The following is an 18,908-nucleotide window of genomic DNA, read 5'->3' as shown; positions in this document are numbered from 1 at the left end:
TCCTGTCGGCTGCAAGGAAAAGAGCACTTTCCAGGTGAGAGAGCCTATATCGTCGTACCCGCGTGTCCGTGTCCAGGGAGACGGTCGGCGGGTGGCCTCGCAGGCCGGTGCGGTCCTGCTGCTGGAGACGGTCCGCAAGATCGGCCTTGACCAGGCGATATCCACAGCCCTGGCGTCCTGGCGCAAGCCGCGGGCCGTCCACGATCCTGGGAAGATCCTTCTGGACCTTGCTCTGGCGGTCGCGCTGGGCGGGGACTGCCTCGCGGACGTCGCGATGCTGAGGTGTGAGCCGGCCGTCTTCGGGCCGGTCGCTTCCGACCCGACGGTCTCTCGCCTGATCGACGCCCTCGCCGGCTCCGACGAGAAAGCCCTGCAGGCCATCCGGTCCGCACGGGCCGAAGTCCGCAGCCAGGTCTGGTCGTTGGCGGGCAAGAACGCCCCGGACGCTGATGGACGGGTCACGGTCGACATCGACGGCGTCCTCGTGATCGCGCACTCCGACAAGGAGGATGCGGCCGCGACCTGGAAGAAGACCTACGGCCATCACCCCCTGACGGCCTTCGTCGACCACGGCCCGGGCGGAACCGGAGAGCCGGTCGCCGCTCTCCTCAGACCGGGTAACGCGGGCTCGAACACGGCCGCCGACCACATCACCACCGCCCAACTGGCCCTGGCTCAACTGCCGAAGAAGTACCGGCGAGGACGGCGGACGCTGATCCGCACGGACTCCGCCGGCGGCACCCACGACTTCGTGTCCTGGCTCGCGAAGCGAGGCCGATGGCTGTCCTACTCGGTCGGCATGGTGATCACCGAGGCGATCCACCAGCACGTGCTGAAGATCCCCGGCCCGGCATGGACGCCGGCCGTCGAGGCCGACGGCCAGGTCCGCGACGGAGCCTGGGTCGCCGAGCTCACGGGCAAGCTGCTGGACGGCTGGCCCAGCGGCATGCGGCTGATCGTCCGCAAGGAGCGACCCCACCCCGGCGCCCAGTTGAGAATCACGGACGCGGACGGCATGCGGATCACCTGCTTCGCTACCAATACGACCGGTCGACCGATCGCCGAGCTCGAGCTCCGTCACCGTCTGCGGGCCCGGGCGGAGGATCGGATCCGGGCCGCCCGGTCCACCGGCCTGCGCAACCTGCCCCTCCACCACACCGCGCAGAACAAGATCTGGATGGAGATCGTCCAGATCGCACTCGACCTGCTGGCCTGGATGCCCATGCTCGCTCTGACCGGCAAAGCCCGGCTCTGGGAACCCCGTCGCCTGCGGCTCCGCCTGTTCTCCGCGGCCGGACAACTCGTCACCACCGGCCGGCGCCGCATCCTCCGCCTCGCCCACCACTGGCCCTGGGCCCGTGACATCACCGACGCCCTCGAACGGCTCGCACTCCTGCCGAACCCCGGATGACCAGCGGACTCACCCGTCCCCGCGAGAAGTGGATCCAGCCCGGAGCAGTGGAACCCGGCGTCCACCCGAGACGACACCCGGGCCCTCAGCCTGCCCGCCCTCCACCACCGACAACGAAATGGGCCGCCGACTTCGTCGACGGCCCATCACGAAAGTTCGAGGCTAGGGAGCAGCATTCGACAGAAGTGCTCCTTGGGTAGGGGTCTCTGCGATGAGATCGGGCAGCATGAGGTACCGTCCGCCGTCACGGCCGACCTGTCCATAGGTCGACTCGGAAGCCTGGATACCCTCACTGACCTGGATTTTTTTCGGGACGTTGTACGTTGACATGATCCCGGAGCAGGTTCCAGTCTTTCCAGGTTCTTTCTCGTCTGCCGTGGGCGAATGCCAGCCCGAGGAAAGACCAACGGGAAAACGTCAGGCGATGCTTCCTTGGGAGAGGAGCAGCCGGGCATGCTCCGCGTTCGCCTGGCTCGGTCGCACCGTGATGCCGGCATGCACGGCGTCAGCGAGGTCGCGCGCGGCTGGCTGGCCGCGCCGAAGCCGGGCACGGTTCATGCCTGCCCGCGCGGTGCGCGGGCCGGGCGGCGCGTCATGAGCACGGTCATCGACCAGGGTGCGGCGTTCAGAGTCGCGCGCCAGGCGGCGGTGCGCATCAGGTGGGCGAAGAGGCGCTCGCCGATCCACCGCTTGAGCAGCACCACGCAGCGGCGCATGCATCGCTGCGCTTGGCGATCGCCAGGACCAGCAGGTGTTGGGCGTCGGCGACTTGGTGCAGCAGGCCCTCGACGTGCACGATCCCGTCCCTCAAGAGCAGGACGGTGAAGTGCGGTTCAATTGGAACGGCGGCTGCCTCCGCCGGAGATACGATGTGCTCGGTCATCGGGAGACCACTCCTTGCGTTCGGGTGCGCTGTCCCGAATAGAGGTGGAGCCCGAGCCTCCGGTGTAACGGGCTGCGCCCAGGCCGTCGGACGAGATTCCCGTGTGGCTGGCCCCGGCAGCGGGCAGAAACGTTCGGGCCGCCCCCATCTGCCGTGGGGCCGGCCCGTTGTCGTGCGTGCGGTGCTTTAGGACGGGATCACAGATCGAGCAGGAAGTCGAAGTCCGTGTCCTTCGCGCCGAGCAGCCACGCCTTGGCCTCGGCCGGGGTGAAGACCTGCGGCGGACGACCAGGGTTCTGCGAGTCACCGATCAGGACGTACCCGTCCTTGACGGCGACCTGCACGCAGTTCCCGCCGCCGCCGCTGTACTTGGATACCGTCCACTCGACCGACGTGAGGTCGAACGAGGACGGGTCCGGCTTCGCTGTCACTGTTCTAGCTCCTTGATCCTTTTCTTGAGGCGCGTGCGCGTCTCGTCGGGGTCCAGCGCCCGCTCCCACAGGTTGGTGAAAGCCGCGGTGTAGCGGTGCACATCATCTTCCCCGTCGAAGTACAACGAGCTGACCATCGTCTCGACCCACACAACCTGGCGGGCGGCCTCCGGAAAGGCCATTAGGACGAACGGGCCCGCAGACCCCGGGTGCAATCCGACGGCGTCTGGAAGGATTCGGATCATGTTGCGAGGATCTTCGGACTCCTCCAGAACTCGTTCCAGTTGCCGCCTCGCCACGCTGAGGTCGCCGCCGGCGATATGGAGCGCATGCTCGTCCACCAGGGCGCGAAACTCGGCGAGTGCACCCTCTCGCACCTGCTGCTGGCGGTCCATGCGGACGTCGACGAGCGCCTTGACCTCGGAGGGACGCAGATCGGGCCGCATCTGGGCGATAACCGTGTAGGCGTATTCCTCGACCTGACAGAGGCCCGGCCAGATGTCCCGTTCATAGTTGGACAGCGCAGCGGCCCGGCGCTCCATCTTCAGGAAGCCCTCGAACTGCATCGGTCCCAGCAAGTGTGCGTTGCGTCGCCACAGGGCAGGACGTGGTCGACCGGCCGGAGTGGTGTCCGCCCCCAGTAGTGCCAGGATTTCTGAACTCTCGGAGTCGTTGGCCTGGTAGACCTCAAGCAGCGCTTCGATGAGATCCCGGGCCACACGTCGGCGCTGCCCTCGTTCGAGTCGGCTCAGCCCGCTCTTGTCGATCTTGACTCCGCGCCGGCGCAGCACTTCGTGGCCTGCGACATCGCCCTGCGTGAGGTCCCGGCGTTCTCGCAAGTCCTCCAGGCGCAGGCCGACTTCACTGAGCGTCAGCGACCACGGCGTCTTCGCTTCTGGCATGGTGGCCAGTCTGACGGCTCGTCGCCCTCCCTACAAGCAATATGGTCGCGCAATTTGCTCGACCATATTGCTAACGGCTTGCCTTTGGGAGCATCCTAGCCAGGGTCACGAAGTGTGCCGCGCCCGTCGCCACGCGTGGAGGTCGCTCCGCTGCTCCGCTGTCCGCACACGCCCAGGGAGGGGCCGCCGCGATGCGTCGGACGCTGTTCAGCCTCCTGTTGAAGAAGCAGAACCTCACCACCTGGGAAGTGTTCTGCGTGCCCTACACGGCCACCGGCCGGGAGCTCGCCCGCGAGACCGGCAACCGCCGTCTCGCCACGGTCAGCCTGGGGCGTACCACGTTCGACCGATGGTCCTCCGGCAGCTGGTACGGCCGGCCCCGCGGTGAATCGGCGCAGATCTTGGAGCGCATGTTCGGGCACCCCGTTGAGGTTCTGTTCAGCCCGGCACCGGATGCGAGCGAGTCCCCGGTCGCCGTGGGGTCGGTGGCAACGCAAATCGGATCCCGCTGGCCCAGTTCCAGCATGCTGATCCCCGCAGGCGGCCCCGCTGGGACCTGGGAGATCACCGGGCGCCACCGCCTGGACGGGACGAGTGCCGCAGTGCACCTTCTCCCGGTCATCAGGCGGGGCGAGGAAGTGAACCCCGACGACCTTAGCCAAGATGGACAGCGCGACGTGGAGGGGTTCTTACGGCCGGCGCGCCGCGGATTCATCGTCGGTGTCGAGGAGCGACGCGGCGACCTGGACCTGTACGTCCGCGAAGCCGCGTCCGTCCGCAGGTCGGGCCGACCGGGACCGCAGTCCGCCAGAACCCTGTCGATTCCCTCGGCCTACCTCCTGGACGACCTCACGTACGGCATCGTCTGGGGGCTCACTCAACTCGACGACGGCCTCCTGGCCGACGACCAAGTCCTCGACAGGGAGCGGCACCTCATCAGCACCTACCTGTCCTTACCGAGATCAGCGCCCAGCCAGTTGCTCGTAGACCTCAGCGCCGCAGGCAGTAGCTGGATGGGGTCGGCATTCTGCGCCCAGCACATCCAGCAGGAGCTGGCCAACGCCACCGAGGTGCCTACCTTCTGGACACGCGAGCAGAGCGGGGAGGAAGCGGCCCCCTGGCTGTTCTTCAAACACAAGCTCGACTACCTCCAGGCGCTCACGCGCTTCCACAGTGCCTCTACGCAGACCGTCCGGGTCTTCTGCCTGCCTGAAGGTGAAGTCGCCCAGTCCGAGCGGTACGAGAGAGTCCTGCTGCTGTTGGCGATCGCGCTCATGGAGCGCGTCGGTATCCGGGTGCGGGTAATACCGAAGCCGGAATACTCAGAGGTGGACGGCGTGGCCCTGGTCCCCGGTCAGCAAGCCGTTGTCGCCAACTGGGTGCGGGTTCCCGGCGGGGCGCTCTGGGCCGCCGGCAGCACGTCGACCCGGGGTGACCTGCGCACGTACGCGGCAGCGTTCGCCGACGCACAGGGCAACGACGTCCTATCGGGCGCTGCGGACTCGGCGAGCCGACTGCAGGCGCCCTGCGGCTACTTGGGCCTGGACTGGGACTGGTTGACCTCCCGTTGCCGCTCCCTGGGTGAGTACGGTGTCGCCGGACTCGTTCGACCGCGTAGCCGCCTGCTGACGGTGAACGCGCTGGATGAGACCCTGCTCTTCCTCGGCAAGCTCACGTCCGACCAATGAGACCTGTCCACGCCGCCCCCCCAGGCATGAAAGGCCCTTCGTGTCCTCTGCTGACCGTGATCCGCACCGCTCCGTTCTCGTCCTGGCCCTCGGCGGCACCATCGCCATGACGCCCACCGCATCGGCGTCCGGGGTCGCGCCCACTCTGACCGGCTCCGATCTCATTGCCGCCGTGCCTGGCCTCCAGGACACCGCGGTCACGGCGGAGGACTTCCGGAAACTGCCCGGTGCGTCCCTGACGACCAGCGACATCGTCGACCTGGTGGGCCGGCTGGAGCAAGCCGATCGTGAAGGCGTCGACGGGATCGTGGTCACCCAGGGCACGGACACCCTGGAGGAGACCGCGTTCCTGACCGACCTCTACTACCGGGGCAGCGCGGCGGTGGTCTTCACCGGGGCCATGCGCAGCGCCGCGTCAGCGGGGGCCGACGGTCCGGCGAACCTCCTGGCCGCCGTGCAGACCGCCACGTGCGCAACGGCACGGGAACAAGGGGTCCTTGTCGTCCTGGGTGACGAGATCCATGCCGCCCGGCACGTCCGGAAGATGCACACGACCAGTCCGGCCGCCTTCGGTTCCCCGGCGACCGGCCCCCTCGGCCGTCTGGTGGAGGGAACAGCGCGGCTCCAGCGCGCCCTGAAGAGGACCGGAGCCGTCCCGCTGCCGCTCGGCGCCCCGGGCGCCCCGTCCGAGGTGGAGGTCGTCACCGCGTCCCTGGGCAGCAGCGGAATCCTGCTGGAGGGGCTGGAGGGCAAGGTCTCCGGGCTGGTCGTGGCCGCCTTCGGTGCCGGCCACGTCCCCCAGACGTGGGTTCCCCGGCTGGAAGCACTGGCGGCTGCGATGCCCGTCGTCCTCGCGTCGCGCATCGGCACCGGGCCCGTCCTAACCTCGACCTACGCCTTCCCGGGCTCCGAGAGCGACCTGTTGGCCCGGGGCCTGGTCGCCGCGGGCACGCTCGACCCGTACAAGGCCCGCCTGCTCCTGGTCGCCCACCTGGCCGCAGGCACACCGCGCTCGGAGATCGCCAAGGTCTTCCTCGACTACTCCTGATCCCGCCCCAACCAGCACGAAGGACGCCCCCGACCATGCGCTTCGCCCAGGTCCGGTCCGGCCGGCAGTTCGTTCTCGCCCTCGACCACGGGGAGGACCTCCTCGACGGACTCACGCGGTTCTGTGAAGACCAGGGCATTCGCTCCGGATACATCCCGACGTTCGTCGGCGGGTTCCGCTCTGCGCGCCTGGTGGGCTCCTGCGAGCCCCTCGCTGACCCCGAGGCCCCCCTGTGGGAGGAGATCACCGTCGAGACGCTCGAGGCGCTCGGTGGCGGGACGCTCGCGTGGGACCTGGAGAATGACTGCCTGGCACCTCATATTCACGTCGCGGCCGGCATCAAGGGCGCGTCGGCCGACGGGCGGGTGTCTCACCTGCTCGGCGCGAAGGTGCAGTTCATCTGCGAGATCCCCATCGTCGAAGTCGTCGGCGACGTGGCGGGCCCGGCGCTGACGCGGCGCCGCGATCCGAACCTGTACGACGTCCCTCTCCTCGGCTTCGGCACGGCCAGCTGAGGGGGAGACCGCGATGCGCAGGGCGATCCTCTTCCCGAAGGTGGTCGAGGCTCGGCGCATGCGCGTCTACGAGACGTTCACTGTGCAGTTCGAGCGGGCTGCCAAGGAGGTAGCCCGGCTGGACGGTGACCCCACTCTCGCCTCCGTGTACGTCTCCCGGTCCACCTGGGACCGGTGGATGGTCGGGGACATCAAGGGGCTGCCGCGGCGCCCAACTTGCCGGATCCTGGAGCACCTTCTCGTCGAGACGGCTGAGCGGCTGTTCGGGCCGGCCGAGCCGGACGCCCACCAGCGGGCCGAGACCGGGGCAGCGGCAAGCGGCGAACGCTCGCTGGGAAATCTCGGGTTGTCACCGCACGTCGCCGCTATGGAGTCGTTCCGGCTCGCGGACCGCCAACTCGGTGGAGGCCACGTCTACCGGTCTGTGGTGCACTACCTCAACACCGTCGTCGCCCCGGGCCTCTTCAGTGCGACGGACCAACGTGAGAATGGCGAGGTCGCGTTCGGGGCGGCGGTCGTGCTCACGGAGATGGCGGCGTGGATGGCTCACGATGTCGGACGGGACGACCTGGCCTCCGGGCACTTCGATCGCGCGCTGCGTCTGGCGCAGAGTCTTGTAGACGTGACCGCGGGCACGAACGTGCTGGCGGGCATGAGCCACCTGGCCTTGCAGACCGAGCAGGTGAACGCCGCCGCTGACCTCGCCCGCAGCGGACTGGCACGACTTGCCGCCGGCCCCCGGGTCCCGGCCCTCTCGGCCCGCCTCCACGCCATGGAGGCCCGGGCGCTCGCCCAGCTCAACGAGGGACGCGACGCCCAGCGGGCTCTCGACTCGGCACGCAATGCCTTGGCTCTTGCGCGTTCCGTTCCGGCTTCGCACTGGGTGGCGCCCTTCGACGAAGCGGCGCTGGCCAGCGAGGCTGCCTCCGCGCTGCTGGATCTCGGCGCGCTCGACGCCGCGGCCCAGGAAGCGGAACGCGCCCTGGCGCTGCGCGACGCGAGCCGGGTCCGAAGCATGGCGTTCGGACAGGTCACGCTGGCGCGGGTCTTGCTGGCGCAAGAGCAGGTCGACGCGGCCTGTCAGGTCGGCGTGGAGCTGCTGACCGCTGGCCAGTCGGTCACCTCTCTGCGGCTGAGCAGTCAACTCGACTCGCTGCAGGCCGAATTCGATCGGTACCGCCAGGTGCCCGAGGTCCGCGACCTGCTCTCGCGTATGGCCGCGGCTGCTCAGCACCGTAGATTGCTGCTCGGCAGTCTCGCGCTACCGGAAGGTCCGCAGTGAACGATGCCCCCAGGCCGGGAGACCCTGGCCGCAACGCCTACCTGGCCGAAGGCAACGCCAAGCAGGCCCGGAAGCGGGCGGCTGCCGATGCCCTGGTTCGAGACGGGGACGGCCGACTGCTTCTGGTGAACCCGACCTACAAGGACGGGTGGGATCTTCCCGGGGGCATGGCGGAGGCCAACGAGCCCCCCGATGCCGCTCTTCGCCGGGAGCTCCGCGAGGAGCTCGGCCTCGACATCACCAGCCTGCGGTTCCTGTGCGTCGACTGGGTCGAACCGCATGGCCCATGGGACGACTACCTCGGCTTCGTCTTCGACGCCGGCGTTCTGTCACCCGAACAGGCCGCCAAGCTGAAGCCTTGCGACGAGGAGATCTCCGAGCACGGCTTCTTCGACGTCACCGAGGCGCTGCGTCTGTTGCCGGACCGGCAGCGGGCCCGAGCGCAACAAGCCCTGAAGGTGCTGGACGACGGGATACCGCGCTACCTCCGCAACGGGGTGCCCTGCTGAACGGGGACGGATGCGCGCCCGTCTCGGCTGGTCACCTCCACGGAGAGGCTGCGGTCCTCGGTAGGGCTCACCGTGCTTCGGATGCGGCGGAAGACCTCCTCGATCACCGTCAGGTCCTTGGTGCACAGGGGCTGGCCGAGAGAGTCAAAGTACTGGCCGACTTGTTGCCGATCGCCCACGCCGACGATCACCACTGCGTTCTGCACCTGGTGAAGGATGAACCGTAAGGCCACCCGCAGCAGGGCATCAGCGGACGAGCCAAACCGCTCGGACAGTACGGCGAGGCCGTGCGTGATAGCCGATGTCTGCACCTCCGTTCGGTCGTCCGCCAGGCTCTCCGTCCGCGGGCGGCGGCCGGCGAGGACGCCGTTGGCCAGCGGAGAGGCGATCAGCAGGCCGACGCCGCGTCGGGCGGTGAAGGCGCCGAGGTCCTCGCCGTCTCCGAGGTCGGCCAGCGGGAGCAAGCCGCTCGCCTGCGTCCAGACCACGTCGGGGCGGATCTGGTCGAAGAGGTCCAGGAAGCGGCCGATAAAAGGGGCCGAGGAGCGGCCATCCGGGCCGCGCAGACCGATCGCTCGTATCTGGCCCAGATCCCGTAGCACGCGCATCTGCTCGATGACGGGGCCGAGGTAGCGGTCGCCGTTGCCGAAGTCGTACGACTCAAGGGTGTAGACGGCGAGTTCGTCGAGGTAGAGGTTCTCTAGAGTCTGTTCGAGCTGGTGCCGCAGGCGAGGACCGGCGTACGGGTGGGGAGCAGAGCCCCGGACTCGGCCGACCGTGCTGGACACCCGCACGCTGTGGCCCGGGTTCTCCTTGAGGATCTTGCCGATGAGCCGCTCGGCGTGGCCGTACCGGTGGCTGTCTGCCGTGTCGATGAGTTCCACACCGGACTCCACGGCGCGGCGCAGCCCGTCGAGCAGTTGCGCGTCGTCCGGCTGAACGGCGGTCGGGGCCCACCGGGAGGTGCCTGTGCCGATGCCCAGAGGGCCCAGGAGCAAGTCCCGGGCCACGGAGCGGTGGGTGAGATCATTCGGCAGCATCAGTATGTGTCACCCGCTCGATGCAGAAAGAGCGCGACGACTCGTTTCCCCGCGTCGTCGTACTGAACCCGCCAGGCACTTGCCAGTGCGTTCACCAGAAACAAGCCTCTCCCGTTCACATCGTCATCGTCGGCCCGTACCGGATTCCGTGGCACCGCGGCCGTGTCCCGGCCGCCGTCGCGGACCTGGACAACCGTCCCCCACGGGTACAGATCGAGAGAGATGCCGAGAGCCTCTCCGGCGTGCTCGAGGGCGTTGCCCACCAGTTCGTCGGCGACCAGCACCACGTCGTCCTTGTACTCCTCGTCGGGGGTCTCCGTGAGCGCGCTGCGGACTATGCGGCGGGCGGCGCTCTGCGGCGCGTCGAGGCCGCGGAGGTCGAGCGCGGCATGCTTCACGGCGCCGCCGGCGGCGCGGCCTTGGCCGCGTGCCAAGGCCGTACTGGTGGGACCAAGCACGGGATCACTCCTCGCTGCGTTCGCGATGCCCGGGGGGAACGGACTGGCAAGTCCTGGCGAATACCGTGGCCCATCACGCAGCGCTGGCGACAGCGAAAACGGCCCCCCACTTCTCCCCACTTCGTCGCCGGGCTCGCGAACTTACCGAGGCGGGACGACAGTCACAGAGGAAAGGATCCGCACAAAGGATCGGGATTTACGCAGCTCCCCCGGCACTGCGACCACGAACAAGGCGTCCTTTGCGCCCCGATTCTGACCGCGTGCTGACGCCGACAGGAGTGCCGAGAGCGGCTTTTAGCTGGCAGAACGCAAATGGGGGACCCTTCAGCCCCCTACCCCACCCGCGAGCGCGCGTATCACCGTTCACGCATTTCAGTCAAGCACTTCCAGCGAAGTGGGGTGAAGTGGGGGCGGCGCGGCCGGCCTCCAGCGGTGGGCCCTCACACAAGCCTCGACACACTGATTAATGACCGAATTCACCCCTTTTGCCTGCGGGGCCAGTGACGCGTGGGCGAAATCCCGACTGTGCTCGCCGATGTCGAAGTGGGGAGAAGTGGGGGTCCGTTTTCGCTACCGACAACGCCCCCAAGGGGCAACGCTATTCACAGGTTCACGCAACGCCAGGCACACGTAATTCGGCTGGACAGCACCACCTGCCCGCCCGTTGTCTGCCGCGGCGAGGGCTTCCCCCGCGGCAGCCGATCCCTTCCCTTCGCAACCCACCCGTGCCATCCCCCCGCAGCACCGCTTCCCCCAAGGATTCGCCATGTGCCAGCACAAGCCCGCCTGCCCCTCCGCCCAGGCCACGGACCGCGAGGCCGCCACCGTGGTCTCGGCGCACCCGGACCAGGGCTGGTCGCTTCTGTGCAACGGCGTGGTGCTCTTCGATGACACCGGCGAGATCCTTCCCGACGGGAAGATCGTCGCCCCTCGTCGAGTGACCGGCGTCGTGGCGTGTGCCGCCGCATGACCAGCCATCGGTACATGCAGGGTGGCCTTCCGGTGCCGTACGTGACCGCGTGGACCGCGGAGACGCACACGGTGCCCCCCGTGGTCCTGCACCGCACCAGGCAAGGGATCGGCTACGCGGACGAGGTGCCGTACGACCGCGACATGGAAGGCGTGCTGTGGATCCGGCAGGCCATCGCCCCGGGATCCGGCAGGGCGTTGTTCCCGAGCGTCCACGCTCTGCGCCAGCGGCGGGCGATCAGTCGAATGCTGTGTCAGGTGTGCGGCGCCGACACCCTGGAGCAGGACCCGGAGCGGCAATTGTTCCTCCTCAAGGACGTCGGCCGGCCGGTGGGCAAGGGAGAGCTGACCACCGCCGCACCGGTCTGCCCGCCGTGCGCGCTCATCGCGGTCAGGCACTGCCCGCATCTGCGCAAGCACGTCGCGGCCTGGGTCGAGCGGCCGGTGAACTGGGGAGTCACGGGCATTCCGTACGACCGGCGCACTCTGCTGCCCGTTCCCGGCGACGACCTCGCCATGGTCGCCTACGACGACCCCGCGATCCGCTGGCTCGTGGCCACACGTCAGGTGCTGTCGCTCGAAGGCTGTACCGCCGTGGACCTGAGCGACCTGAGCGCTACAGCCGGTGCCCGATGACCGAGGTGTCGACGTGCCCGTCCCCCGGTGTCCCGCGCTCGCCGGGACTTCGGGCCCGTCCGCCCCTTGCACCGCCGTGGCGTCGGACGAGCCGCACATCACCCCCTGCTACCCACCCGCGCTCCCTGCCCCCCGCAGGCATCGGGGCGCCCGCACCTACTGAGACGGATATTCCATGGCTGGGCGTATCGAGGACTACGCACTCATCGGGGACATGCAGACCGCCGCCCTGGTATGCCGGGACGGCAGCGTGGACTGGTTGTGCCTGCCCCGCTTCGACTCCCCGTCGGTCTTCGCCGGGCTGCTCGGCACCAAGGAAAACGGCTTCTGGCGTCTGGGACCGGCCTGCGCCGACGGGGTGAAACCGCCGACCGCCGACCGGCGGGACTACGACGGGGACTCGCTGATCCTCCGCTCAGAGTGGGACACCCTCCAAGGCACCGTACGCGTCACGGATTTCATGCCGCCACGGGACGGCGCCCCTCAGCTGGTCCGGATCGTCGAGGGCCTGAGCGGCCAGGTGAAGATGCGCTCCGCGCTGCGGATGCGGTTCTCCTACGGCCGCGTGACGCCGTGGGTGAACCAAGTCGGTGCCCGCACCGCGGCCGTGGCCGGGCCCGACTCGGTCTGGCTCGACGCCTCAGTGGCCTCGCGGGGTGAAGACCGCACGAAATATTCCGACTTCACCGTTCGGGCTGGCGAGCGGATCGCCTTCACCATCAGCTGGCAGCCCTCCCACAAGGGCGAGCCCCCGCTCCCGGAGCCGCATTCGGCGCTGGAGACGACCGCCGAATTCTGGCGCGAGTGGGTCGGCCAGTGCACGTACAGCGGTCCGTACCGCGATGCGGTGGTCCGCTCGCTGATCACACTGAAGGCGCTCACCTACGCCCCGACCGGCGGGATCGTTGCCGCCCCGACCACCTCCCTGCCGGAGGAGATCGGCGGGGTGCGGAACTGGGACTACCGGTACACCTGGCTGCGGGATGCGGCCATCACGCTCTCCTCGATGTTGCGCACCGGCTACCGCGAGGAGGCGCGCGCTTGGCGGGACTGGCTCCTGCGGGCGGTGGCCGGGGACCCGGAGAACCTACAGATCATGTACGGCATCGCCGGCGAGCGCGAGCTCGCCGAGGCGGAGCTGGATTGGCTGGACGGGTACGAGGGCTCTACCCCGGTCCGTATCGGCAACGGAGCTGCCGGCCAACTCCAGTTGGACGTCTACGGCGAGACCGTCGAGGCGCTGCACCTGGCCGAGGAGGCAGGGCTGGCGCCGAACGACCACACGGCTGCCCTGCAACTCAAGATGATCGCCTACCTGCAGGACCACTGGAGGGAGCCGGACGAGGGCATCTGGGAGATCCGCGGCCCGCGTCGGCACTTCGTCCACTCCAAGGTGATGGCCTGGGTCGCCGTCGACCGCACCATCAAGCTGATCGAGGCCGGGCGCGCGGTCGGGCCGCTCCAGCAGTGGCGCGAGCTGCGGGATGACATCCACCGGGACGTCTGCGAGAAGGGCTTCGACCAGGAGCGGAACACGTTCACCCAGGCGTACGGCTCCCGCGAGCTGGACGCCTCGTTGTTGCTGATCCCCCAGGTCGGCTTCCTGCCGCCCGAGGACAAACGCGTCATCGGCACGGTCGAGGCGATCCAGCGGGAACTGTCGACCAAGGACGGGTTCATCCTGCGGTACCGCACCGCCGGCCCGAAGGCGGGTCTGGACGGGCTGTCCGGTGACGAGGGCGCCTTCCTGGCCTGCTCCTTCTGGATGGCCGACGACCTCGCCATGATCGGCCGCGTCGACAAGGCGCAACAGCTGTTCGAGAAGCTCTTGGCCCTGCGCAACGACCTGGGATTGCTCGCCGAGGAGTGGGACCCGCGGCTCAAGCGCCAGGTTGGGAACTTCCCTCAGGCGTTCAGTCACGTGCCGTTGATCGACACGGCGCTGCGGCTCCAGCGCGCCCGTTCTCTTGCGGAGGCGGCATGAACCCGCAAAATCCGAGGGTTTTCGATCTGTTCCGCGCCTGCGTCGGCCCGGAACCAAGGCTGTTCCCCGTGGGTGCCCGCTTCGAGGTCCTCACACTGCCCGAGGGCGCTGTCCGGGCGGTGATCGGAGTGCTGGCCCACAACGAGCCACATCCGGTCGGCGCGGCCATCGCCGCCGACGGCGGGTGGAGCCTGCTGCTCCCGCCCGGCTCCCGCTGGGAGGTGTGGCCGCCCGGAGCGAAATACTAGAACACGGGCTTGTTGGTGGTGCCGCCGGTGATCGGAACCCAGAACGGCTCGCCGCGGTGGGCGAGGTTCGGCAACGCGGCCGGACGCGCATTCACGGCCCCGCTCCTTCTGAGTCTGGCACTGGCCGCGATCAGCGCGCACGAGGAAAACGACAGCGGTCCGGCGACGGTGCCGCCCCGCGTTCCGACACCCGAACTCGTATGAGGACCTGACCTGATGACCGCCCCGATACAGGACGCCGCGCTTGCCCTGCTCGCGCCGGGCTTCGTCTGCGCGACCGTTGCCGCCGTCCGCTACCGCCGGACAGCACACAGCCACGCACCGACAAGACAGGACTGGAGGAGGTCCTCCAACGAGCGCAGAGCCTTTCCGCTCTGCGGGACCAGGAGATACAGCACCTGGCCACGCACAGGCTTCCCGCGCTGGCCGGGGAGCTATGGGGCGGCTCCGGTGGCGACGCTGGGCAGCCGCTCCACCCTGAGCTGGCTGGCACCGTGTTCGCCCAGGCCGAGAAAGAGATCCTTCAATACTTCTGCACCCTTGCGGAGCAGGCGTCCACTCGCGCGGAGCGGGCTGCCCAGGCTGCCGTGCAGTCCGTGACACGAGCGCTCCAGGCGCTGGTGTACGAGCAGCAGCGGGCGATCAGCTCGATGATCGACCATCACGACGACGAGAAGGTCCTGGCCGACGCCTACGAGATCGACCACGCCTGCAGTCAGCTCGCCCGCAAGGCCCAGATCGTCGGTCTCCTGGCCGGCGCGTGGCCGGGACGACAGCGGGACGACACCCCGTTGCTGGACGTCGTGCGCGGGGCCGAGTCGCGCATCAAGGATTACCGCCGGGTGCGGATCACCGGGGAGCCCACTGAGTACGTCGGCAGCACCGTCGTCGAGCCGGTCGTCCTGGCCGTGGCCGAACTCCTGGACAACGCCGCCCGCAACTCTGGGCATCGGGACGCATCCCGAGCTTCAGCTCGGCCGCGTCGGGGCGCATCCCGGCCTTCAGCACGGGGGCGTCGGGACGCATCCCGAGCTTCAGCTCGGAGGCGTCCGGGCGCATGCCGGCCTTCAGGCCGGTGTCCGGGGTCATTCCGGCGGTAGCGGTCATCTAGTTCTCCCTCTTCGGTCGCGGGTGATCCGCGAATCCGGGTGATCGGGCTGTGGAACTGCCGGGCCGCGGGTCCGCTGAGGTGCTGAACCATCGGCTCGGCACGCCATTGGCGCAGGCGCATGCCGGTGGAGAAGGTCGCGCCGGAGCACGTCTTGTCCATCTGCGGATGAGCGTTGCGTGGCGCGGTCGCGCTGGGCGCTTGGCCAGTCACGCTAGGGCTGCGCCGAAGAGAGCCGCAACGGCTCTGGGCGTTGCGCCGGTTGCACGGGACCGTTGCGTGCCCGTTGCGCGCACATCCTGCTTGAGCTGCGAAATCGCCGAAGTCTGGTCCTGAATGGGCGGCAGATCAGCCCCCTTGGGCCCGGCAGGGCCGGTGGAAGGGCTTCTACTGCTCGCGTCGGCGCGGCTAGTTTGTGGCCCCGCCGAGAAGCCACGCACGAGATCGCCGTGGGCCCGGCTTCCCTTCAACTGCCGTCGGAATAACCGACCTTGAGGAGCACCCGTGCTCAACCCCGTCGTCATGAAGTCGGACCTGCTGTTCAGCCTGCGGGACACGCTCCACGCGGATGCCTTCGTCGAGGTGGTCACCCCGACACTGCGGAGGGCCGAACTCGGCCCGGGGCGTCGTCTACCGGTGGACCATGACGGCGGGCGGTTCCTGCGGGCGATGATCGGCCCGGCACTGCGGGTGAACTTGGAGCACCACCGGCGGGGCTTCGAGATCGGCCCGTGCTTCCGGCCCGAGAAGCCGGACGAGCTCCACGCGCCCGAATTCCAGATGCTCGACCTCTACGCCGCCGACGAGGACTTTGACTTCCTCATGGCGCTCGCCGAGAAGTTGATCGGCCCGCACATCCCCTACACCCCCCAGCGGGTCTCCGTCGCCGGCCACGTCCGCGACCACTTCGGCATCGACCTGCGCCGTGAACCCCTCGGTGACCTGCCCACGCAGATGGCCGCGCACCTGGGCATGGGCGGCGACGTGCCGTTCAAGACGGTGCTCGGGCAGTTCGTGGAGCGCGAGTTGGAAACCCGGAGCACCGGCGCCGCACTGTTCCTCACCGAGTACCCGGTCGGAGGGGACGAGCCGTGCGCCCGTCTCACACCCGGCACGGCTGCCGTCCTCAACCGCTTCGAGCTCCTGGTCGACGGCATCGAGGTCATCCACGGCTACGAGGACGAGCCCGACCGTGCCGAGTTCGTCGAACGGGCCCTTGCGGTGGACTTGTACGACGACGAGCAGGCCCTGGTGTGGAAGGCGATCGACGCCGGGCGCGTGCCGGCCAGCAGCGTTGGGCTCGGCATCGGCATCGAGCGGCTTTGCATGGCCTCCTCTGGCATCAAGGACGTCACCTTCTTCCAGCAGTCGTCCCAGTTCTGATCACCGACACGACCGTCCGGAAAGGAGCCGGGATGTCCTTGCCGCTGCGCCCGCTCGACGAGAGCGGCTTCGGCGCCATCGTCGACTGCAACCTCGCGACCGACGCCGAAGACCTCCTGCCCCAGCTGGCGCGAGCCCTTCATCGGCACCGGTTGCTGATCGCGCCCCGACAGCACCTGACCCACGCCGATCTCCTGATCGTCGCCTCCTGTTTCGGGACGGTGGACACGAGCGTCGACCGCCGGTACGCCGTCGGCGGCTTCCCCGGGCTGACCGTCATCAGCAACATCGTTGAGGACGGCGAGCACGTCGGCATCTACGACGGGGACAACGAGGAGGAGTGGCATGCCGACAACAGCTTCAAGCCGAAGCTGACCTCCGCGACCCTGCTGTACTCGGTCATCACCCCCGAGCAGGGCGGTGAGACCCGCTTCGCCGACGCGACCCGCGCCTACGCCGCCCTTCCCCCGGCGATGCGGCAGCGGATCGAGGGGATGCGCGCGGTGCACTCCATCGAGCGGCTCCGTGTCCTGCAGAGCCAGGCCAGCGGCGGCCAATCGTCGGTCGCGGCCGGAAGTCTCGCTGGTCACCCGGGGGTTGAGCACTCGCTCGTCCTGACCCACCCGGTCACCGGTGCCCGCTCGCTGCTGCTCGGCTCCATGGTGATCGGCGGCATCACCGGACTCCCCGAGAAGGAGAGCCGCGCCCTGATCAGCGAACTGCTGGAGCACACGACCAGCACGCCGTACGTCTACAGCCACCGCTGGAGCCAGGGCGACCTGGTCGTGTGGGACAACCTCGCCACCCTCCACACCGCCTCCCCCTGCGACAGCTCCCGCCAGCGCCGGCTGCTGTACCGCGCCGCCGTCCGATAGCCGAAAGCCTCGTGTTCACACCGCCGGATGACCTGCGGCGAGAACACGAGGGCGGCCCTGTAGTCAGCCCTAGGGTTTGCCCATGACCGTGAAGGTTCCCCTGAAAGAGACCGCCCTCAACGCCGAGCGCATCGCCCGCATCGGCCGCGAAGTCCATTCGGCCTGCCCCGAGTTCGACGCCGAAAGCTTCGTGAAGTCGGTGACGGCCGACCTTCCCCGGCTGGAGCTCAGCGGCCGGATCGCCCGCACCAGCGAGGGCCTGCACGCCCACCTTCCGGTCACCGGCCCCGACGCGCTTGACATCCTGCTGCGCTCCCTCCCGCCGACGCCCGAGGCCGCCGGGGTGACCAATGACTTCGGCCTGCACATCTACTCGCCCCACTCCGACTACGTCTCCCGCTACCTGCGTACCGCTGAGCACCTGGACCAGGCGCTCGCCGTTCTGGCCCGCATGACCGGGTACTTTTCCGCCGAGCTCCCGGTGCGGCACTTTCTCGCCGACTTCCCCGACGAGACAATGAAGGCCGTCGGCGGGTGGACCCGCGACGAGGACTTCCGGGTGCGCAGGCTGGCGAGCGAGGCCACTCGGCCCCTGCTGCCCTGGGCTCCGCGGATCCAGCTGCCCGTCGACGCGGCACTGCCCGTCCTCGATCAGCTCTACGACGACGCTCACCTCTATGTCCGCACCTCCGTCGCCAACCACCTCAGCGACATCGCCGCCAGCCGGCCCGACCTCGTGCTGACCACCCTTCAGCGGTGGAAGCAGTCGGGCCGACTCGCAGACGAGCACTTCGCCTTCATCGCCCGGGGTGCCCTGCGCAACCGGCTGAAGGAGGGCTGGCCGCCCGCCTACGCCATCCTCGGCTACGCCCACGACGCGCCCATCGCGCTCACCCCCCTCACCCTGGAGCGCACCGAACTCCGCGACGGCGACACCCTGAACTTCTCCGCCGCTCTCACCGCCACCGCCACCGCCACCGCACCAGTCCACGTGATGATCGTGATCGCCACCACGGGGCAGAACGGCCAGCCGCGGGAGAAGGTCTCCTTCCTGCGCCGTGCCACAGCCGAAGCCGGCCAGGAACTGCGGCTCGCCAAGGCGCACCCGCTGCGCTCGACCGCACGGTGGAAGGTCTCACCGGGCTCCTACTCCCTCGCCCTCCAGGTCAACGGCCGCCGCTTCCCCTCCGTCGTCTTCACCGTCCTCAACACCTGACGCCCTCCCCGCTCGTCCTGCTCTTAACACCCGCCGCACGGCCGCCGCGGACTTCCGCTGCGGCCCGGTCCGTGCTGTCCGCAACCCCCTGAAGGAGTGAACCGCCCTGATCGAACGAGTTTGAGCCGCGACCGCCCAGAGCCCGCACGCCCCGCCCCCGCCATTAGAACTCCCGTTCACCAAATGCCCTCCCATCGGGCCGTGACGGGACCAGGTCCAGTGCGTTTTTAGAGCATCAGTGCCACACCGACTCTCAGACGGAGGACACGCCATGCATCCCACCCCTGCCCCCCCTGCAGCAGCCTCCCGGAATCGAACGGCG

At 68.9% G+C, this 18,908-nt stretch carries 19 protein-coding genes; 13 read left to right on the top strand and 6 right to left on the bottom strand.

Annotated elements, in window-relative coordinates; genetic code table 11:
* Window positions 1–34: 34 nt before the first annotated feature.
* Window positions 35–1,411, top strand: coding sequence for an IS1380 family transposase (locus ACWEN3_RS01400; protein ID WP_452964155.1), 1,377 nt, complete (start codon window positions 35–37; stop codon window positions 1,409–1,411).
* A gap of 655 nt (window positions 1,412–2,066) precedes the next feature.
* Here the strand turns inward: ACWEN3_RS01400 and ACWEN3_RS01395 are convergent.
* From ACWEN3_RS01395 to ACWEN3_RS01385, 3 genes are all read right to left on the bottom strand, one after another.
* Complete coding sequence (locus ACWEN3_RS01395; protein WP_355910718.1) at window positions 2,067–2,294, bottom strand: hypothetical protein; 228 nt, start codon at window positions 2,292–2,294, stop codon at window positions 2,067–2,069.
* A 197-nt stretch (window positions 2,295–2,491) separates the two neighbouring features.
* On the bottom strand, window positions 2,492–2,725 hold the full coding sequence (locus tag ACWEN3_RS01390) for a DUF397 domain-containing protein (RefSeq protein WP_355910715.1): 234 nt from the start codon (window positions 2,723–2,725) through the stop codon (window positions 2,492–2,494).
* The gene (locus tag ACWEN3_RS01385) at window positions 2,722–3,627 is read right to left on the bottom strand and encodes a helix-turn-helix domain-containing protein (protein ID WP_452964152.1); all 906 of its coding nucleotides are present in this window, start codon (window positions 3,625–3,627) and stop codon (window positions 2,722–2,724) included. The genes ACWEN3_RS01390 and ACWEN3_RS01385 overlap by 4 nt, the downstream gene beginning before the upstream one ends.
* 191 nt (window positions 3,628–3,818) lie before the next feature.
* On the opposite strand from ACWEN3_RS01385, the gene ACWEN3_RS01380 reads away from it, so the two are divergent.
* The 5 genes from ACWEN3_RS01380 to ACWEN3_RS01360 are packed head-to-tail and all read left to right on the top strand — an operon-like array spanning window position 3,819 to window position 8,669.
* On the top strand, window positions 3,819–5,315 hold the full coding sequence (locus tag ACWEN3_RS01380; RefSeq protein WP_452964150.1) for a hypothetical protein: 1,497 nt from the start codon (window positions 3,819–3,821) through the stop codon (window positions 5,313–5,315).
* Window positions 5,316–5,355: 40 nt separating this feature from the next.
* Window positions 5,356–6,363 carry an asparaginase gene (locus tag ACWEN3_RS01375; protein WP_452964148.1) on the top strand — a complete coding sequence of 336 codons (1,008 nt, stop codon included), beginning with the start codon at window positions 5,356–5,358 and terminating at the stop codon, window positions 6,361–6,363.
* A 35-nt stretch (window positions 6,364–6,398) separates the two neighbouring features.
* A complete protein-coding gene (locus tag ACWEN3_RS01370) occupies window positions 6,399–6,878 on the top strand; it encodes a PPC domain-containing DNA-binding protein (RefSeq protein WP_250400398.1) in 480 nt (159 codons plus the stop codon).
* A 13-nt stretch (window positions 6,879–6,891) separates the two neighbouring features.
* Window positions 6,892–8,160 (top strand): hypothetical protein, encoded by a 1,269-nt coding sequence (locus tag ACWEN3_RS01365; RefSeq protein ID WP_452964146.1) that lies wholly within the window; start codon window positions 6,892–6,894, stop codon window positions 8,158–8,160.
* Window positions 8,157–8,669, top strand: coding sequence for an NUDIX domain-containing protein (locus tag ACWEN3_RS01360; protein ID WP_250400400.1), 513 nt, complete (start codon window positions 8,157–8,159; stop codon window positions 8,667–8,669). Before ACWEN3_RS01365 ends, ACWEN3_RS01360 begins: the two co-directional genes overlap by 4 nt.
* On the opposite strand, the gene ACWEN3_RS01355 is transcribed toward ACWEN3_RS01360, so the two are convergent.
* Together ACWEN3_RS01355 and ACWEN3_RS01350 are read right to left on the bottom strand one after the other, a co-directional pair.
* Window positions 8,642–9,709 carry an aldo/keto reductase gene (locus tag ACWEN3_RS01355; protein WP_452964144.1) on the bottom strand — a complete coding sequence of 356 codons (1,068 nt, stop codon included), beginning with the start codon at window positions 9,707–9,709 and terminating at the stop codon, window positions 8,642–8,644. The genes ACWEN3_RS01360 and ACWEN3_RS01355 overlap by 28 nt on opposite strands.
* Complete coding sequence (locus tag ACWEN3_RS01350) at window positions 9,709–10,167, bottom strand: ATP-binding protein (RefSeq protein WP_452964141.1); 459 nt, start codon at window positions 10,165–10,167, stop codon at window positions 9,709–9,711. The genes ACWEN3_RS01355 and ACWEN3_RS01350 overlap by 1 nt, the downstream gene beginning before the upstream one ends.
* 766 nt (window positions 10,168–10,933) lie before the next feature.
* Between ACWEN3_RS01350 and ACWEN3_RS01345 the strand changes: the two genes are divergently transcribed.
* From ACWEN3_RS01345 to ACWEN3_RS01330, 4 genes are all read left to right on the top strand, one after another.
* A complete protein-coding gene (locus tag ACWEN3_RS01345; protein ID WP_148013095.1) occupies window positions 10,934–11,137 on the top strand; it encodes a DUF5999 family protein in 204 nt (67 codons plus the stop codon).
* A 32-nt stretch (window positions 11,138–11,169) separates the two neighbouring features.
* The gene (locus tag ACWEN3_RS01340) at window positions 11,170–11,772 is read left to right on the top strand and encodes a hypothetical protein (protein WP_452964139.1); all 603 of its coding nucleotides are present in this window, start codon (window positions 11,170–11,172) and stop codon (window positions 11,770–11,772) included.
* 175 nt (window positions 11,773–11,947) lie between these two features.
* A complete protein-coding gene (locus tag ACWEN3_RS01335; RefSeq protein WP_452964137.1) occupies window positions 11,948–13,756 on the top strand; it encodes a glycoside hydrolase family 15 protein in 1,809 nt (602 codons plus the stop codon).
* A 68-nt stretch (window positions 13,757–13,824) separates the two neighbouring features.
* Window positions 13,825–14,004, top strand: coding sequence for a hypothetical protein (locus tag ACWEN3_RS01330; protein WP_452964135.1), 180 nt, complete (start codon window positions 13,825–13,827; stop codon window positions 14,002–14,004).
* A 434-nt stretch (window positions 14,005–14,438) separates the two neighbouring features.
* On the opposite strand, the gene ACWEN3_RS01325 is transcribed toward ACWEN3_RS01330, so the two are convergent.
* Window positions 14,439–14,954: a hypothetical protein gene (locus ACWEN3_RS01325; protein ID WP_452964133.1), complete on the bottom strand. Its 516-nt coding sequence runs from the start codon at window positions 14,952–14,954 to the stop codon at window positions 14,439–14,441.
* Between the two features lie 662 nt (window positions 14,955–15,616).
* Between ACWEN3_RS01325 and ACWEN3_RS01320 the strand changes: the two genes are divergently transcribed.
* From ACWEN3_RS01320 to ACWEN3_RS01310, 3 genes are all read left to right on the top strand, one after another.
* The gene (locus tag ACWEN3_RS01320; RefSeq protein ID WP_452964131.1) at window positions 15,617–16,495 is read left to right on the top strand and encodes an amino acid--tRNA ligase-related protein; all 879 of its coding nucleotides are present in this window, start codon (window positions 15,617–15,619) and stop codon (window positions 16,493–16,495) included.
* A 32-nt stretch (window positions 16,496–16,527) separates the two neighbouring features.
* Window positions 16,528–17,370, top strand: a complete 843-nt coding sequence (locus tag ACWEN3_RS01315) for a TauD/TfdA dioxygenase family protein (RefSeq protein WP_452964129.1) — start codon at window positions 16,528–16,530, stop codon at window positions 17,368–17,370.
* Window positions 17,371–17,452: 82 nt separating this feature from the next.
* On the top strand, window positions 17,453–18,586 hold the full coding sequence (locus ACWEN3_RS01310) for a hypothetical protein (RefSeq protein WP_452964127.1): 1,134 nt from the start codon (window positions 17,453–17,455) through the stop codon (window positions 18,584–18,586).
* The last annotated feature ends 322 nt before the right edge of the window (window positions 18,587–18,908 follow it).

It is taken from the genome of Streptomyces sp. NPDC004561 (assembly GCF_053602155.1).
This window is presented reverse-complemented; position numbering and strand designations above follow the sequence as displayed.

Coding starts and splice junctions, on each gene's coding strand:
- ACWEN3_RS01380 (WP_452964150.1), top strand. CDS start 3,819: ATGCGTCGGACGCTGTTCAGCCTCCTGTTGAAGAAGCAGAACCTCACC.
- ACWEN3_RS01385 (WP_452964152.1), bottom strand. CDS start 3,627: ATGCCAGAAGCGAAGACGCCGTGGTCGCTGACGCTCAGTGAAGTCGGC.
- ACWEN3_RS01315 (WP_452964129.1), top strand. CDS start 16,528: ATGTCCTTGCCGCTGCGCCCGCTCGACGAGAGCGGCTTCGGCGCCATC.
- ACWEN3_RS01395 (WP_355910718.1), bottom strand. CDS start 2,294: ATGACCGAGCACATCGTATCTCCGGCGGAGGCAGCCGCCGTTCCAATT.
- ACWEN3_RS01365 (WP_452964146.1), top strand. CDS start 6,892: ATGCGCAGGGCGATCCTCTTCCCGAAGGTGGTCGAGGCTCGGCGCATG.
- ACWEN3_RS01325 (WP_452964133.1), bottom strand. CDS start 14,954: ATGCCCAGAGTTGCGGGCGGCGTTGTCCAGGAGTTCGGCCACGGCCAG.
- ACWEN3_RS01355 (WP_452964144.1), bottom strand. CDS start 9,709: ATGCTGCCGAATGATCTCACCCACCGCTCCGTGGCCCGGGACTTGCTC.
- ACWEN3_RS01310 (WP_452964127.1), top strand. CDS start 17,453: ATGACCGTGAAGGTTCCCCTGAAAGAGACCGCCCTCAACGCCGAGCGC.
- ACWEN3_RS01335 (WP_452964137.1), top strand. CDS start 11,948: ATGGCTGGGCGTATCGAGGACTACGCACTCATCGGGGACATGCAGACC.
- ACWEN3_RS01370 (WP_250400398.1), top strand. CDS start 6,399: ATGCGCTTCGCCCAGGTCCGGTCCGGCCGGCAGTTCGTTCTCGCCCTC.
- ACWEN3_RS01345 (WP_148013095.1), top strand. CDS start 10,934: ATGTGCCAGCACAAGCCCGCCTGCCCCTCCGCCCAGGCCACGGACCGC.